Source organism: Lacisediminimonas profundi, from assembly GCF_008831265.1.
GTDB classification, from domain to species: domain Bacteria; phylum Pseudomonadota; class Gammaproteobacteria; order Burkholderiales; family Burkholderiaceae_D; genus Lacisediminimonas; species Lacisediminimonas profundi.
In genome coordinates this window covers 1-15,439 of sequence record NZ_VTTH01000007.1, presented here as the reverse complement: position 1 = coordinate 15,439, position 15,439 = coordinate 1, and the positions used below count along the sequence as shown (strand labels likewise).

Here is a 15,439-nt window from a genome sequence, read left to right as displayed (position 1 = left end):
TTGTCTTGAAGGGCCGAGACTTGAGGTTTCGAAAGCTTCGCGAAGGCGAGGCGCGGCGGTCAACATGATGCCGCGGCGAATCCTGAATTCTCTATCCTTCCTGTCACTCACGGAGTGTTCATGCACTACTCATTTACTGAGAAGAAGCGCATCCGCAAGTCCTTTGCAAAGCGCGCTAACGTTCACAATGTTCCGTTCCTGCTGGCTACCCAGCTCGATTCTTACCAAGCCTTCTTGCAAGCTGGCACGGCTGTCAGCAACCGTACTAATGAAGGCCTGCAGTCGGCCTTTACCTCGATTTTCCCGATTGTTTCCCACAATGGCTTTGCTCGCCTCGAGTTCCTCTCGTACGTGCTTGGCGAACCTCCATTTGACGTCAAGGAATGCCAGCAGCGTGGCCTGACCTTTGCGTCGCCGCTGCGTGCCAAGGTGCGTCTGGTGATCCTGGACAAGGAATCGCCGACCAAGCCGGTCGTGAAGGAAATGAAGGAGCAGGAAGTCTACATGGGCGAACTGCCGCTGATGACGAAGAACGGTTCCTTCGTCATCAACGGAACCGAGCGTGTCATCGTTTCCCAGTTGCACCGTTCCCCGGGCGTGTTCTTCGAACATGACCGCGGCAAGACGCATTCGTCAGGCAAGCTGTTGTTCTCGGCGCGCATCATCCCCTACCGCGGCTCCTGGCTGGACTTCGAATTCGATCCGAAGGACATCCTGTTCTTCCGAGTCGACCGTCGCCGTAAGATGCCGGTCACGATCCTGCTGAAAGCAATCGGCATGACCGTCGAGCAGATCCTCGCGAACTTCTTCGTGTTCGATAATTTCGCGCTGCGTTCGGAAGGCGCAGAGATGGAATTCGTCGGCGACCGCCTGCGTGGTGAAGTTGCGCGTTTCGACATCGCCGACCGCTCCGGCAAGGTGCTCGTCCAGAAGGACAAGCGCGTCAATGCCCGTCATGTGCGCGACATCGAAGCCGCCGGCATCACCTTCATTTCGGTTCCGGAAGACTACTTGCTTGGTCGCGTGTTGGCGAAGAACATCGTTGACAGCGACACCGGTGAAGTCATCGCCCTCGCGAACGACGAATTGACCGATGAATTGCTGGCTCGCCTGCGCGATGCCGGCATCCAGCAGATCCAGACCTTGTACACCAACGATCTGGATCAGGGCGCCTACATCTCGCAAACCCTGCGTAGCGACGATACGACCGACCAGATGGCCGCTCGCGTCGCGATCTACCGCATGATGCGTCCCGGCGAGCCGCCGACCGAGGATTCGGTCGAGGCCCTGTTCAATGGACTGTTCTATAACGAAGACCGTTACGACCTGTCCGCAGTTGGCCGCATGAAGTTCAACCGTCGCGTGAGCCGCGACGAGCTGACCGGCACCATGACGCTGTCGAACGAAGACGTGCTCGCCGTGATCAAGATCCTGGTCGAGCTGCGCAATGGCCGTGGCGAAGTCGACGACATCGATCACCTCGGCAACCGCCGCGTGCGTTGTGTTGGCGAACTGGCAGAAAACCAGTTCCGTGCCGGCCTGGTGCGTGTCGAGCGCGCGGTCAAGGAACGTCTCGGCCAGGCCGAAGCAGACAACCTGATGCCGCATGACCTGATCAACTCCAAGCCGATTTCGGCAGCCATTCGCGAGTTTTTCGGATCGTCGCAGCTGTCGCAGTTCATGGACCAGACCAACCCGCTGTCCGAGATCACGCACAAGCGTCGTGTTTCGGCACTTGGCCCGGGCGGTTTGACTCGCGAGCGCGCCGGTTTCGAAGTGCGCGACGTGCACCCGACCCACTATGGCCGCGTGTGCCCCATCGAGACACCGGAAGGCCCGAACATCGGCCTGATCAACTCGCTGGCACTGTATGCGCGCCTGAACGAATACGGCTTCCTCGAGACCCCGTACCGTAAGGTCGAGGCCAGCGGCGTGACCGACCAGATCGATTACCTGTCCGCAATTGAAGAAGGTCGCTATGTGATCGCCCAGGCGAATGCGACCATCGACCAGAACGGCAAGCTGTCGGACGAACTGGTTTCTTCCCGCCAGGCTGGCGAGACCATCCTGGTGTCGCCTGAGCGCGTGCAGTACATGGACGTGGCGCCAGGCCAGATCGTTTCTGTTGCAGCGTCGCTGATTCCGTTCCTGGAACACGATGACGCGAACCGTGCCTTGATGGGCGCCAACATGCAACGCCAGGCGGTTCCCTGCCTGCGTCCGGAGAAAGCCCTCGTCGGTACCGGTATCGAGCGCACCGTTGCGGTCGACTCGGGCACCACGGTGCAGGCGCTGCGCGGTGGCGCGGTCGACTATGTCGATGCCGGCCGCGTGGTGATCCGCGTGAATGATGACGAAGCAGCAGCCGGTGAAGTCGGCGTCGACATCTACAACCTGATCAAGTACACCCGTTCCAACCAGAACACCAACATCAACCAGCGTCCGATCGTCAGGGTCGGCGACCGAGTTGCCCGCGGTGACGTGATTGCCGACGGCGCCTCCACCGATCTCGGTGAACTCGCGCTCGGCCAGAACATGCTGGTGGCCTTCATGCCATGGAACGGCTACAACTTCGAGGACTCGATACTGATCTCCGAGAAGGTGGTGGCAGACGACCGCTATACCTCGATCCACATCGAAGAGTTGTCGGTCGTCGCACGCGACACCAAGCTCGGTGCGGAAGAGATCACGCGCGATATCTCCAACCTGGCCGAAAACCAGCTCGCCCGTCTGGACGAGTCGGGTATCGTCTACATCGGCGCTGAAGTCGAAGCGGGCGACGTCCTGGTCGGCAAGGTCACGCCGAAGGGCGAGACCCAGTTGACGCCGGAAGAGAAACTTCTGCGCGCCATCTTTGGCGAGAAGGCGTCCGACGTCAAGGATACGTCGCTGCGCGTGCCGTCCGGCATGGTTGGCACCGTGATCGATGTGCAGGTGTTCACTCGCGAAGGCATCGCCCGCGACAAGCGTGCGCAGCAGATCATCGACGACGAGCTGAAGCGTTACCGTCTCGACCTGAACGACCAGCTGCGTATCGTCGAAGGCGACGCCTTCCAGCGTCTGGAAAGGATGCTGATCGGCAAAGTCGTCAACGGCGGCCCGAAGAAGCTGGCCAAGGGCGCGAAGATCACCAAGGAATACCTGGACGATCTGGAGAAATTCCACTGGTTCGACATCCGTCCGGCGGAAGACGATGCTGCTGCCGCACTGGAAGCGATCAAGGAATCGATCGCCGAGAAGCGTCACCAGTTCGACCTTGCATTCGAAGAGAAGCGCAAGAAGCTGACCCAGGGCGACGAACTGCCGCCAGGCGTGCAGAAGATGGTCAAGGTTTACCTGGCGGTCAAGCGCCGCCTGCAGCCTGGCGACAAGATGGCAGGCCGCCACGGCAACAAAGGTGTGGTCTCGCGCATCGTGCCGGTGGAAGACATGCCTTACATGGCGGACGGTACGCCGGCCGACGTCGTGCTGAACCCGCTGGGCGTGCCGTCACGGATGAACGTCGGCCAGGTGCTGGAAGTCCACCTTGGCTGGGCAGCCAAGGGCTTGGGACTGCGTATCGGTGAAATGCTGAAGACGCAGGCCAAGGCAGCGGAGATGCGCAAGTTCCTGACGACCATCTACAACGAATCCGGTCATCAGGAAGATCTCGAGAACCTGACCGATGACGAGGTGCTGCACTTGGCGGACAACCTGCGCGATGGCGTGCCTTTCGCGACGCCAGTGTTCGACGGTGCGCATGAGGGAGAAATCCATCGCATGCTGGACCTGGCCTATCCGGACCACATTGCCAAGCAGCTTGGCATGACGCCGTCGAAGAACCAGGTGACGATGTACGACGGACGCACCGGCGAAGCATTCGAGCGCTCGGTCACCGTGGGATACATGCACATGCTCAAGCTGCACCATCTGGTCGACGACAAGATGCACGCACGTTCGACCGGTCCGTATTCGCTGGTCACGCAGCAGCCGCTCGGCGGCAAGGCGCAGTTCGGCGGCCAGCGTTTCGGCGAGATGGAAGTCTGGGCGCTGGAAGCCTATGGCGCGTCCTACGTGCTGCAGGAAATGCTGACCGTGAAGTCGGACGACGTGAATGGCCGGACCAAGGTTTACGAAAACCTGGTCAAGGGCGATCACGTGATCGACGCCGGCATGCCGGAATCCTTCAATGTGCTGGTGAAGGAAATCCGCTCGCTGGGTATCGACATCGACCTCGAGCGCGAGTGATGAACGCGCGGATGCCTGCATGACGCGGGTGTCCGCTGCTTCACTGGAACAGATGTAAAAAGAATTAGTTTTTTCACGCCACCCTGGAGTGATACATGAAAGCCCTGCTCGATCTATTCAAGCAAGTTCAGCAAAATGAACAATTCGACGCGATCAAGATTGGCCTCGCGTCGCCCGAAAAAATCCGTTCCTGGTCCTACGGCGAAGTCAAGAAGCCGGAAACCATCAACTACCGTACCTTCAAGCCTGAACGTGACGGCCTGTTTTGCGCCAAGATCTTTGGCCCGATCAAGGATTACGAATGCCTGTGCGGCAAGTACAAGCGCCTCAAACACCGTGGCGTGATCTGCGAAAAGTGCGGCGTTGAAGTTACGCTGGCCAAGGTCCGCCGCGAACGCATGGGCCACATCGAACTGGCTTCGCCGACCGCGCACATCTGGTTCCTGAAGTCGCTGCCGTCGCGTCTGGGCATGGTGCTGGACATGACATTGCGCGACATCGAGCGCGTGCTGTATTTCGAAGCCTATGTCGTCACCGACCCGGGCATGACGCCGCTCAAGCGCTGCCAGATCATGACGGAAGAGGATTACGCCGCCAAGTACGAAGAATTCGGCGACGACTTCACTGCATTCATGGGCGCCGAAGGCATCCGTGAACTGCTGCGTTCCATCGACATCGACCGCGATGCCGAGCACCTGCGTCAGGAGCTCAAGGAGTCGAAGTCGGAAGCCAAGATCAAGAAATTCGCCAAGCGCCTGAAGGTGCTGGAGGCGTTCCAGCGTTCGGGCATCAAGCCTGACTGGATGATCATGGAAGTGTTGCCGGTGCTGCCGCCGGAACTGCGTCCGCTGGTTCCGCTGGATGGCGGCCGCTTTGCGACCTCCGACCTGAACGACCTTTATCGCCGCGTCATCAACCGCAACAACCGCCTGAAGCGCTTGATGGAACTGCGCGCGCCGGAAATCATCACGCGCAACGAAAAGCGCATGCTGCAGGAAGCTGTCGACTCGCTGCTGGACAACGGCCGTCGCGGCAAGGCCATGACCGGCGCCAACAAGCGTCCGCTCAAGTCGCTGGCTGAAATGATCAAGGGTAAAGGCGGACGCTTCCGTCAGAACTTGCTGGGCAAGCGCGTCGACTACTCGGGCCGTTCGGTCATCGTGGTCGGTCCGCAACTGAAGCTGCATCAGTGCGGCCTGCCAAAGCTGATGGCGCTGGAACTCTTCAAGCCCTTCATCTTCAACAAGCTGGAACTGATGGGCCTGGCTACCACGATCAAGGCAGCCAAGAAGCTGGTCGAGATCCAGGAGCCAGTGGTCTGGGATATTCTGGAAGACGTGATCCGCGAGCATCCGGTGATGCTCAACCGCGCACCGACCTTGCACCGCCTCGGCATCCAGGCATTCGAGCCAGTTCTGATCGAAGGCAAGGCCATTCAGTTGCACCCGCTGGTTTGCGCCGCCTTCAACGCCGACTTTGACGGCGACCAGATGGCTGTGCACGTTCCGCTGTCGATCGAAGCGCAGATGGAAGCGCGCACGCTGATGCTGGCGTCGAACAACATCCTGTTCCCGTCGAACGGCGAGCCGTCGATCGTGCCGTCGCAGGACATCGTGCTGGGCCTGTACTACGCAACCCGCGAGAAGATCAACGGCCGTAACGAAGGCATGATTTTCCCCGATGTCGACGAGGTCATCCGCGCCTACGACAACAAGGAAGTGGAACTGACCACGCGCGTCACGGTCCGGATCACCGAGTATCCGCGCAGCGCCGAGACTGGCGAGTTCGTGAAGACAATCACGCGTTACGAGACCACCGTCGGCCGTGCGATCCTGTCCGAGATCCTGCCGAAGGGGCTGCCGTTCTCGGTCCTGAACCGCGCGCTGAAGAAGAAAGAAATCTCGCGCCTGATCAATACATCGTTCCGCAAGTGCGGCCTGCGCGCCACAGTTGTGTTCGCCGATCAGTTGATGCAGTCGGGCTTCCGCCTGGCGACCCGCGCGGGCATTTCGATCTGCGTCGACGACATGCTGGTGCCGCCGCAAAAGGTGACGCTCATTGCCCAGGCCGAGCAGGAAGTGAAACAGATCGAGCAGCAATATTCGTCCGGTCTGGTCACCGCTGGCGAGCGCTACAACAAGGTGGTGGACATCTGGGGCAAGGCCGGCGACGAAGTCGGCAAGGCCATGATGGACCAGCTCAAGGTCGAGCCTGTCACCAGGCGTGACGGCACGCAGGGTCATCAGGAATCGTTCAACGCCATCTACATGATGGCCGACTCCGGTGCGCGCGGTTCGGCAGCCCAGATCCGCCAGTTGGCCGGTATGCGTGGCCTGATGGCAAAGCCTGACGGCTCCATCATCGAAACGCCGATTACCGCGAACTTCCGCGAAGGCCTGAACGTGTTGCAGTACTTCATCTCGACCCACGGCGCCCGTAAGGGCCTGGCCGATACCGCGCTGAAGACCGCAAACTCCGGTTACCTGACCCGTCGCCTGGTCGACGTGACACAAGATCTGGTCGTGATCGAAGATGATTGCGGAACCAGCAACGGCGCATTGATGAAGGCGCTGGTCGAAGGCGGTGAAGTGATCGAAGCGCTGCGCGACCGTATCCTCGGCCGCGTGGTCGTCGCCGACGTCGTGGACCCCGAGTCGCAGGAAACCGTGTACGAATCCGGCACCCTGCTGGACGAAGACATGGTGGAAGATATCGAGCGCCGCGGCATCGACGAGGTGAAAGTCCGCACTGCGCTGACTTGCGAAACCCGTTATGGACTGTGCGCCAAGTGCTATGGCCGTGATCTTGGCCGCGGTACGCTGGTCAACGTCGGTGAAGCCGTTGGCGTGGTGGCTGCGCAGTCGATCGGCGAGCCGGGTACCCAGCTGACGATGCGTACCTTCCACATTGGTGGCGCGGCATCGCGTGCTGCGGTCGCATCTTCGGTGGAAGCCAAGTCGAACGGTGTCGTGCGCTTTACCGCCACGATGCGTTATGTCACGAACGGAAAGGGCGACCAGATCGTCATCTCCCGTTCGGGCGAAGTGCTGATCACCGACGATCTCGGACGCGAGCGCGAGCGCCACAAGGTGCCGTATGGCGCCACCCTGATCGTCAAGGATGGCCTGACGATCAAGGCAGGCACCGCACTGGCGACCTGGGATCCGCTGACCCGTCCTATCATCACCGAATACAGCGGCACGGTGAAGTTCGAGAACGTGGAAGAGGGCGCTACGGTTGCCAAGCAGATCGACGAAGTTACCGGCTTGTCGACGCTGGTCGTCATCGACGCCAAGCGCCGCGGCTCCGCTGCCAAGATCATGCGTCCGCAGGTCAAGCTGCTGAACGAGCAAGGCCAGGAAGTGAAGATCGCTGGCACTGAACATGCAGTGACGATCGGCTTCCAGGTCGGCGCGCTGATCACCGTCAAGGATGGCCAGCAGGTTGGCGTCGGCGAGGTGCTGGCACGTATCCCGACCGAATCGCAGAAAACGCGTGACATCACCGGCGGTCTGCCGCGTGTTGCCGAGCTGTTCGAAGCACGGTCGCCGAAAGACGCCGGCATGCTGGCGGAAGTTACCGGCACGGTCGCGTTCGGCAAGGAGACCAAGGGCAAGCAACGCCTGGAAATCACCGACATGGACGGCAACAAGCATGAGTTCCTGATCACCAAGGACAAGCAAGTGCTGGTGCATGACGGCCAGGTGGTGAACAAGGGCGAGATGATTGTCGACGGTCCGGCTGATCCGCAGGACATCCTGCGCCTGCTGGGCATCGAAGCCTTGTCCCGCTACATCGTCGACGAAGTCCAGGACGTGTACCGTCTGCAGGGCGTGAAGATCAACGACAAGCACATCGAAGTCATCGTGCGGCAGATGTTGCGTCGCGTGGCTGTCGGCGATGCGGGCGAAACCGGCTACATTCCGGGCGAGCAGGTCGAGCGTTCGGAACTGCTGGACGAAAACGACCGCGTCATTGCCGAAGGAAAGCGTCCGGCAACCTACGACAACGTACTGCTGGGCATCACCAAGGCATCGCTGTCGACCGATTCGTTCATTTCCGCAGCCTCCTTCCAGGAGACCACGCGCGTGCTGACCGAAGCGGCGATCATGGGCAAGAAAGATGGCCTGCGGGGCCTGAAGGAAAACGTGATCGTGGGTCGCCTGATCCCGGCTGGTACGGGTCTGGCATACCACCGTGCACGCAAGGAAAAAGAATCGTGGGAAGCCGAAGAGCGCACCGCACTGCTGCAGTCCGAGCGTGCGGCTCGCGAGGCGGAAGCCAACGCAATCTTTATCACTGCAACGCCGAGTTCGGACGACGACCAGGGTTGATGACCGTCCTGCGTTAAACAAAAACGGCTCGCGCAAGCGGGCCGTTTTTTTTGAGCTGATCGTCTGAGCTGTTCAGCTACCGGCGATCAGCTCAATCCTGTGGAAGCGGCTTGCCCTTGGCGATCACTTCCCGGCAATCGCCCTTGAAGCGCGCATTGTCATAATCCGTCCACCCATAGCTGTCCACATAGCGCTTGTGACGGCGGAACTTCTTGCTGAACATGCTTCGCTGCAGTTGCTCGGTCGAATAGCGGATGTCCGACAGGTCGAGCAGGGAGTGGAACACATTCTCGGTCGCCAGCTTTGCCTTGCGATTGCGCGCAAGCGTTTCCACTTTTCCCGGGAATGCTTCCTTGTATTGGTCCGAATACCAAACCAAGGCCGGCACATGGAATTCATGCTGCGTGTTGTGACCGTGGAAGGCGATGTCGCAGCTGCCGTCATACAGGGTCTGGCCGTGATCTGCGACGTACATCATCGAGGTCATTTCGCCACGTTCCCCCCGTACCTTCAATGATCCGATCACCTGTGACAGGAACCAGTCGGTGTAGAGGATGGAATTGTCGTAACTGTTATTCAGTGCCGGCTTGAGCGCGCGGTCGGTATAGGCCGGATTCTTCTGACCGAACAGCGAAGGCTGCCATTTGTCGAATTCCTTGGGATAGCGATGGCTGTAGTTCCAGTGATTGCCAAGGCTGTGCAGTACGACCAGCTTCTTTGGAGAGGGGTCGTTCATCGCTGCCTTCAATGGGTCGAGCAGGATGGTGTCCAGGCTGGAGTGATCCGTATAGCCGCCCGGGTTGAGGAACTGGACGACATCGGCTTCCTTGGCGAATACCGAAACGGGCGTGTCGAACTGCCCGAACGACATCTGGTTCGAAAGCCAGTAGGTCTTGAATCCCGCTTCCTTGTACGCGGTAATGAAGGATTTCTCCGAGAACCCTGCCTTCAGGCTTTGCGTCGCCGGCTTGCGCGACAGGATGACGGGAACCGAGAGCCGCGTTGCTGACACCGCTGTCACCATGTCAGCCAGGCTGACAAGGTTGGCTTCTTTTTTCAGCAGCGGATTGGTTTCCCGCTTGTAGCCGTTCAGGCTCCAGCGGTCGAAGCGGGAAGACTCACCCAGAACCATGACCACAACTTGCGGCCGGTCTGCGGCACCCTCCTGGCGCGCGCCGAACTTGAACGCTTTGCTGCGTTCCGCCAGTTCGCTCAGGTACTTGCGCTCCTTCCAGAACTCCCAGGCCGGCATGGCCAATCCGAACGGCCAGCTCTTGCCGAACAAGGTGGCATCCAGCGGCGGTGCCGCCCATCGGGGTAGCTTGGGGAGCGTGGCGGTGATTGCGGTGGAAGGGGAGGGGGCGCTGGCGTTGGCATCTGCTGCCTCGCCTTCATCGTCGCCAACCTCATCCGGGCTGGTTTGCTGCTGGCTTGCCGAATCCGATCCAAGCGTGACTGAAGCAGAGGCCGGCTTCGCCTTGGCAACGCCGACCGACATTCCGTACAGCCAGGCGCCGTAACCGATCGCAAGGCTGGCAAGTATGATCCAGCGCGACTGATCTTTCCAGTCCAGGTCGCGCGACTTGCAGGCTACCCGCAAGGATGCCGCAAACCAGGCCAGAACCGCCACCGCGACGGCGCCAAGCAACCACAGCTTGTTGCCCAGAAATTCAAGCGCCTCCTTTGGACTGGTCTCGAGAATAATGCCCAGATGGTGGGCGGACACGTCCTGGCCGAAGTAGGCGACCAGGTACAGTTGGACGGGAACAGCGAGGAAGGCGGGGAACAGCAGCCAATGGAACCAGGCCGGGCGCTTGAAGACCGCCCAGACCGTCACCCACGCCATGACCGCGGCACCAGCAAGCTGGTAAGCGTTCACTACCGGCTTGCCTAGCGTCAAGGAAAGGAAGGGGACCGCCGAAAGCAGGAGGTAGGTGCCAAGCAAAAACAAGTTTGCCGGATTCAACAACGGGGGCATGGGAGGGGACTGGAGGCAATTGCGTTGGGGAGGCGTATTATCCCGGATTCCTGCGGTTCCCTGCTTATCCAGATTGCAGGGGGGGGCGTCCCGGGGACCGGCTGACGTTGCCGGGCAACATCGTGCCCCTTGGGGCCGGGTTCCATGGGGCACCTCGATGTTTGCCAATTTGCAGTGGATGGTGCTGTCATCCAGCCCTGAATTGCCAATTGACGCTTTCGGACATCAAGACTATACTCGCGAGTTCTCGATTTTAAGCTCTCCTTGGGCTTAGCGTTCTTTGGTCCCCGTGCCTCGCGCGACGCTTCACCCCCTTGGTCTGATCGATTTGAAGTTCCAGTTTCGTCCCTGGGTGCCTTCGTGCCCGGGTTTCGTTTTATTAAAACCGTTTTGTTGGATACAGACCGATGCCAACCATCAATCAATTGATTCGCAAAGGACGCACCTCCGCGGTCGTCAAGAGCAAATCGCCGGCGCTGCAACTCAGCCCGCAAAAGCGCGGCGTTTGCACGCGCGTCTACACCACCACCCCGAAAAAGCCGAACTCGGCGCTGCGTAAGGTCGCCAAAGTGCGCCTCACCAACGGCTTCGAAGTCATCTCGTACATCGGCGGTGAAGGCCACAATCTGCAAGAGCACAGTGTCGTGCTGCTGCGCGGTGGTCGTGTAAAGGATTTGCCTGGTGTTCGTTACCACATGGTTCGTGGTGCGCTTGATACCCAGGGCGTGTCCAAGCGTAAGCAGGCTCGCTCGAAGTACGGCACCAAGAAAGCCAAGGCTGGCGCAGCCAAGAAGTAATTCAAGCGTTTCGCCGCTCTGCGGTGAGGCAAGGAGTCGGTCCGGACAGGGCCGAGTAAGTGGACAGGCCTGATGGCTGTCCGGGAGTGCGCGGATACAGGTCCGGCGCTCAACTGAAGAATGGAAAGGAACAGCAATGCCACGTCGTCGTGAAGTCCCCAAACGGGAAATCCTGCCGGATCCCAAGTTCGGCAATACTGATCTGTCCAAGTTCGTCAACACGCTGATGGTCGACGGCAAGAAGTCGGTCGCCGAAACCATCATCTATGATGCTCTGGATCAGATCCAGAAAAAATCGGGCAAGGATGCGCTCGAGGTGTTTGCCACCGCAATCGGTAACTGCAAGCCCATGGTCGAGGTGAAGTCCCGCCGTGTCGGTGGCGCCAACTACCAGGTGCCGGTCGAGGTTCGTCCCGTTCGCCGCATGGCCTTGTCCATGCGCTGGCTGCGCGAAGCTGCCAAGAAGCGCAGTGAAAAGTCGATGGCCCTGCGCTTGGCGGGCGAGTTGATGGATGCTGCCGAAGGTCGCGGCGGCGCAATGAAGAAGCGGGACGAAGTGCACCGTATGGCAGAGGCCAACAAAGCCTTCTCGCATTTCCGCTTCTGATTATGAGGGTGGGGCCGTCACCGATGTGGCGGCAACTGTCCGATGCAAAAAACCTGTCCAAACCGGGCGCTACTGTGACAAACAAGGTGCGCTCGGTTTCGTTCATTGAAAAGACTTAGGATTGATTATGGCTCGCAAGACCCCTATCGAGCGCTACCGTAACATCGGTATCTCCGCTCACATCGACGCCGGCAAGACCACCACCACCGAGCGTATCCTGTTCTACACCGGCGTCAACCACAAGCTCGGTGAAGTGCATGACGGTGCGGCCACCATGGACTGGATGGAGCAGGAGCAGGAGCGTGGCATCACGATCACCTCCGCTGCCACGACCTGCTTCTGGAAAGGCATGGCCAACAATTTCCCGGAACATCACATCAACATCATCGACACGCCGGGCCACGTCGACTTCACTATTGAAGTCGAGCGCTCGATGCGCGTGCTGGATGGCGCTTGCATGGTCTATTGCGCAGTGGGTGGCGTGCAGCCGCAGTCGGAGACTGTCTGGCGCCAGGCCAACAAGTACAAGGTGCCGCGTCTCGCATTCGTGAACAAGATGGACCGTACCGGCGCCAACTTCTTCAAGGTGTACGAGCAGATGCGCGCACGCCTGAAGGCCAACCCGATTCCGATTCAGGTGCCTATCGGTGCCGAAGACAATTTCGAGGGCGTGATCGATCTGGTCAAGATGAAGGCGATCTACTGGGACGAAGCGTCGCAGGGCATGAAATTCGACTATCGCGAGATTCCCGCCGAGCTGAAGGGCCTGGCGGACGAATGGCGCGAGAAGATGGTCGAAGCAGCCGCCGAAGCTACTGAAGAACTGATGAACAAGTACCTTGAAGAGGGTGACCTCTCCGAGGAAGAAATCAAGTTGGCGCTGCGCACCCGCACCATCGCCAGCGAGATCGTGCCAATGATGTGCGGCACCGCGTTCAAGAACAAGGGCGTGCAGGCCATGCTTGACGCTGTCATCGAATACCTGCCTGCTCCGACGGACATTCCGCCGGTCGGTGGTATCGACGACGACGAGGCACCAGTCTCGCGCAAGGCCGACGACGCGGAGAAATTCTCGGCGCTCGCATTCAAGATCATGACTGATCCGTTCGTCGGCCAGTTGATCTTCTTCCGCGTGTATTCGGGCATCGTCAATTCGGGCGACACGATCTACAACCCGATCAAGGGCAAGAAAGAGCGTCTCGGCCGTATTTTGCAGATGCACGCGAACCAGCGCGAAGAGATCAAGGAAGTTCGTGCCGGCGACATCGCCGCCGCAGTCGGCCTGAAAGAAGCCACCACTGGCGACACCTTGTGCGACCCGAGCAGCATCATCATGCTCGAGCGCATGATCTTCCCTGAGCCGGTCATTTCGCAGGCTGTCGAGCCGAAGACCAAGGCCGACCAGGAGCGCATGGGCATTGCCCTGAACCGCCTGGCAGCAGAAGATCCTTCGTTCCGCGTGAAGACCGACGAAGAGTCTGGCCAGACCATCATTTCCGGTATGGGCGAGCTGCATCTGGAGATTCTCGTTGACCGTATGCGTCGTGAATTCAACGTCGAAGCGACCGTCGGCAAGCCGCAGGTTGCCTATCGCGAAACGATTCGCAAGGTCTGCGAAGAGATCGAAGGTAAATTCGTCAAGCAATCGGGTGGACGCGGCCAGTACGGCCATGTGGTGCTCAAGATCGAACCGCAAGAGCCGGGCAAAGGCTTCGAGTTCATCGACGCCATCAAGGGCGGCGTGGTTCCTCGCGAGTACATCCCTGCAGTCGAGAAGGGTGTGGTGGACACGCTTTCGAACGGCGTCCTGGCCGGATATCCGGTTGTCGACGTGAAGGTCACGCTGTTCTTTGGTTCGTACCATGACGTCGACTCGAACGAAAATGCATTCCGCATGGCCGCTTCGATGGCATTCAAGGATGGTTGCCGCAAGGCCAGCCCGGTGCTGCTCGAGCCGATGATGGCAGTTGAAGTCGAGACCCCGGAAGACTACGCCGGTACCGTGATGGGCGACCTGTCGTCCCGTCGTGGCATGGTCCAGGGCATGGACGAGATCGCCGGCGGCGGTGGCAAGATCATCAAGGCTGAAGTGCCTCTGTCCGAGATGTTTGGCTATTCCACTTCGTTGCGTTCGGCCACACAGGGCCGCGCCACCTACACGATGGAATTCAAGCACTACGCAGAAGCGCCGAAGAATGTGACCGAGGCAGTGATCAGCGCCAAGTCGAAGTAAGCAGCAAAGCAAGAAACAAGTCAGGACCGGCCCGTGACGGGCCGGTTCATCCAGATACAGACATCGTTCTTTTTGAAGGAAGAAGAAAATGGCAAAAGGCAAGTTTGAGCGGACCAAGCCGCACGTGAATGTGGGCACGATTGGCCACGTCGATCATGGCAAGACCACGCTGACGGCTGCGATTGCAACTGTTTTGTCGGCCAAGTTTGGCGGCGAAGCAAAGAAATATGACGAGATCGACGCAGCGCCTGAAGAAAAAGCGCGCGGCATCACGATCAACACGGCGCACGTCGAGTACGAGACAGAAAACCGCCACTATGCGCACGTTGACTGCCCGGGCCACGCTGACTATGTGAAGAACATGATCACCGGCGCGGCGCAGATGGATGGCGCGATCCTGGTGTGCTCGGCAGCTGACGGCCCGATGCCGCAGACCCGCGAGCACATCCTGCTGGCGCGCCAGGTTGGCGTTCCTTACATCATCGTGTTCCTGAACAAGTGCGACATGGTTGATGACGACGAGTTGCTGGAACTGGTCGAGATGGAAGTTCGCGAATTGTTGTCGAAGTATGAGTTCCCTGGCGACGACCTGCCAATCATCCGTGGTTCGGCCAAACTGGCGCTGGAAGGCGACAAGGGCGAGCTGGGTGAGCAGGCGATCATGAAGCTGGCCGAAGCGCTGGACACGTACATCCCGACGCCGGAGCGCGCTGTTGACGGCGCATTCCTGCTGCCGGTTGAAGACGTGTTCTCGATTTCCGGCCGTGGCACGGTGGTTACCGGTCGTGTCGAGCGTGGCATCGTGAAAGTTGGCGAAGAGCTGGAAATCGTTGGTATCCGCGATACGCAAAAGACGATCTGCACGGGCGTGGAAATGTTCCGCAAGCTGCTGGACCAGGGTCAGGCTGGCGACAACGTCGGCGTGCTGCTGCGTGGCACCAAGCGTGAAGACGTGGAGCGTGGCCAGGTTCTGGCCAAGCCGGGTTCGATCAAGCCGCACAAGCACTTCACGGGCGAGATCTATGTCCTGTCGAAGGACGAAGGCGGCCGTCATACGCCGTTCTTCAACAACTACCGTCCGCAGTTCTACTTCCGTACCACGGACGTGACGGGTGCGATCGAGCTGCCGAAGGACAAGGAAATGGTCATGCCAGGCGATAACGTGTCGATCACTGTGCAGCTGATCAACCCGATCGCGATGGAAGAGGGTCTGCGTTTTGCAATCCGCGAAGGCGGCCGTACCGTCGGCGCCGGCGTTGTTGC

General features: G+C 59.7%; 7 protein-coding genes. 6 read left to right on the top strand and 1 reads right to left on the bottom strand.

What is annotated here, in order from left to right; genetic code table 11:
• Window positions 1-120: 120 nt before the first annotated feature.
• Entirely contained in the window at window positions 121-4,227 is a 4,107-nt protein-coding gene (rpoB, locus tag FVE66_RS17630) for a DNA-directed RNA polymerase subunit beta (protein WP_151448795.1), read from the top strand.
• Between the two features lie 95 nt (window positions 4,228-4,322).
• A complete protein-coding gene (gene rpoC / locus FVE66_RS17625) occupies window positions 4,323-8,561 on the top strand; it encodes a DNA-directed RNA polymerase subunit beta' (protein WP_151448794.1) in 4,239 nt (1,412 codons plus the stop codon).
• 91 nt (window positions 8,562-8,652) lie between these two features.
• Here the strand turns inward: rpoC and FVE66_RS17620 are convergent, their stop codons facing one another.
• Window positions 8,653-10,440: a phosphoethanolamine transferase gene (locus tag FVE66_RS17620; protein WP_338325402.1), complete on the bottom strand. Its 1,788-nt coding sequence runs from the start codon at window positions 10,438-10,440 to the stop codon at window positions 8,653-8,655.
• A 506-nt stretch (window positions 10,441-10,946) separates the two neighbouring features.
• On the opposite strand from FVE66_RS17620, the gene rpsL reads away from it, so the two are divergent.
• From rpsL to tuf, 4 genes are all read left to right on the top strand, one after another.
• The gene (gene rpsL, locus FVE66_RS17615) at window positions 10,947-11,336 is read left to right on the top strand and encodes a 30S ribosomal protein S12 (RefSeq protein WP_151448792.1); all 390 of its coding nucleotides are present in this window, start codon (window positions 10,947-10,949) and stop codon (window positions 11,334-11,336) included.
• 136 nt (window positions 11,337-11,472) lie between these two features.
• Window positions 11,473-11,943 (top strand): 30S ribosomal protein S7, encoded by a 471-nt coding sequence (gene rpsG, locus FVE66_RS17610; RefSeq protein ID WP_151448791.1) that lies wholly within the window; start codon window positions 11,473-11,475, stop codon window positions 11,941-11,943.
• A gap of 127 nt (window positions 11,944-12,070) precedes the next feature.
• On the top strand, window positions 12,071-14,176 hold the full coding sequence (gene fusA, locus FVE66_RS17605; RefSeq protein ID WP_151448790.1) for an elongation factor G: 2,106 nt from the start codon (window positions 12,071-12,073) through the stop codon (window positions 14,174-14,176).
• 88 nt (window positions 14,177-14,264) lie between these two features.
• Window positions 14,265-15,439 (top strand): elongation factor Tu (tuf, locus tag FVE66_RS17600; protein ID WP_151448789.1); only part of this gene is annotated, 1,175 nt, incomplete at its 3' end.

Bases quoted from the DNA above. Each gene is read 5' to 3' on its own strand.
- rpoB (WP_151448795.1), top strand. From the start codon at position 121: ATGCACTACTCATTTACTGAGAAGAAGCGCATCCGCAAGTCCTTTGCA.
- fusA (WP_151448790.1), top strand. From the start codon at position 12,071: ATGGCTCGCAAGACCCCTATCGAGCGCTACCGTAACATCGGTATCTCC.
- rpsG (WP_151448791.1), top strand. From the start codon at position 11,473: ATGCCACGTCGTCGTGAAGTCCCCAAACGGGAAATCCTGCCGGATCCC.
- rpoC (WP_151448794.1), top strand. From the start codon at position 4,323: ATGAAAGCCCTGCTCGATCTATTCAAGCAAGTTCAGCAAAATGAACAA.
- rpsL (WP_151448792.1), top strand. From the start codon at position 10,947: ATGCCAACCATCAATCAATTGATTCGCAAAGGACGCACCTCCGCGGTC.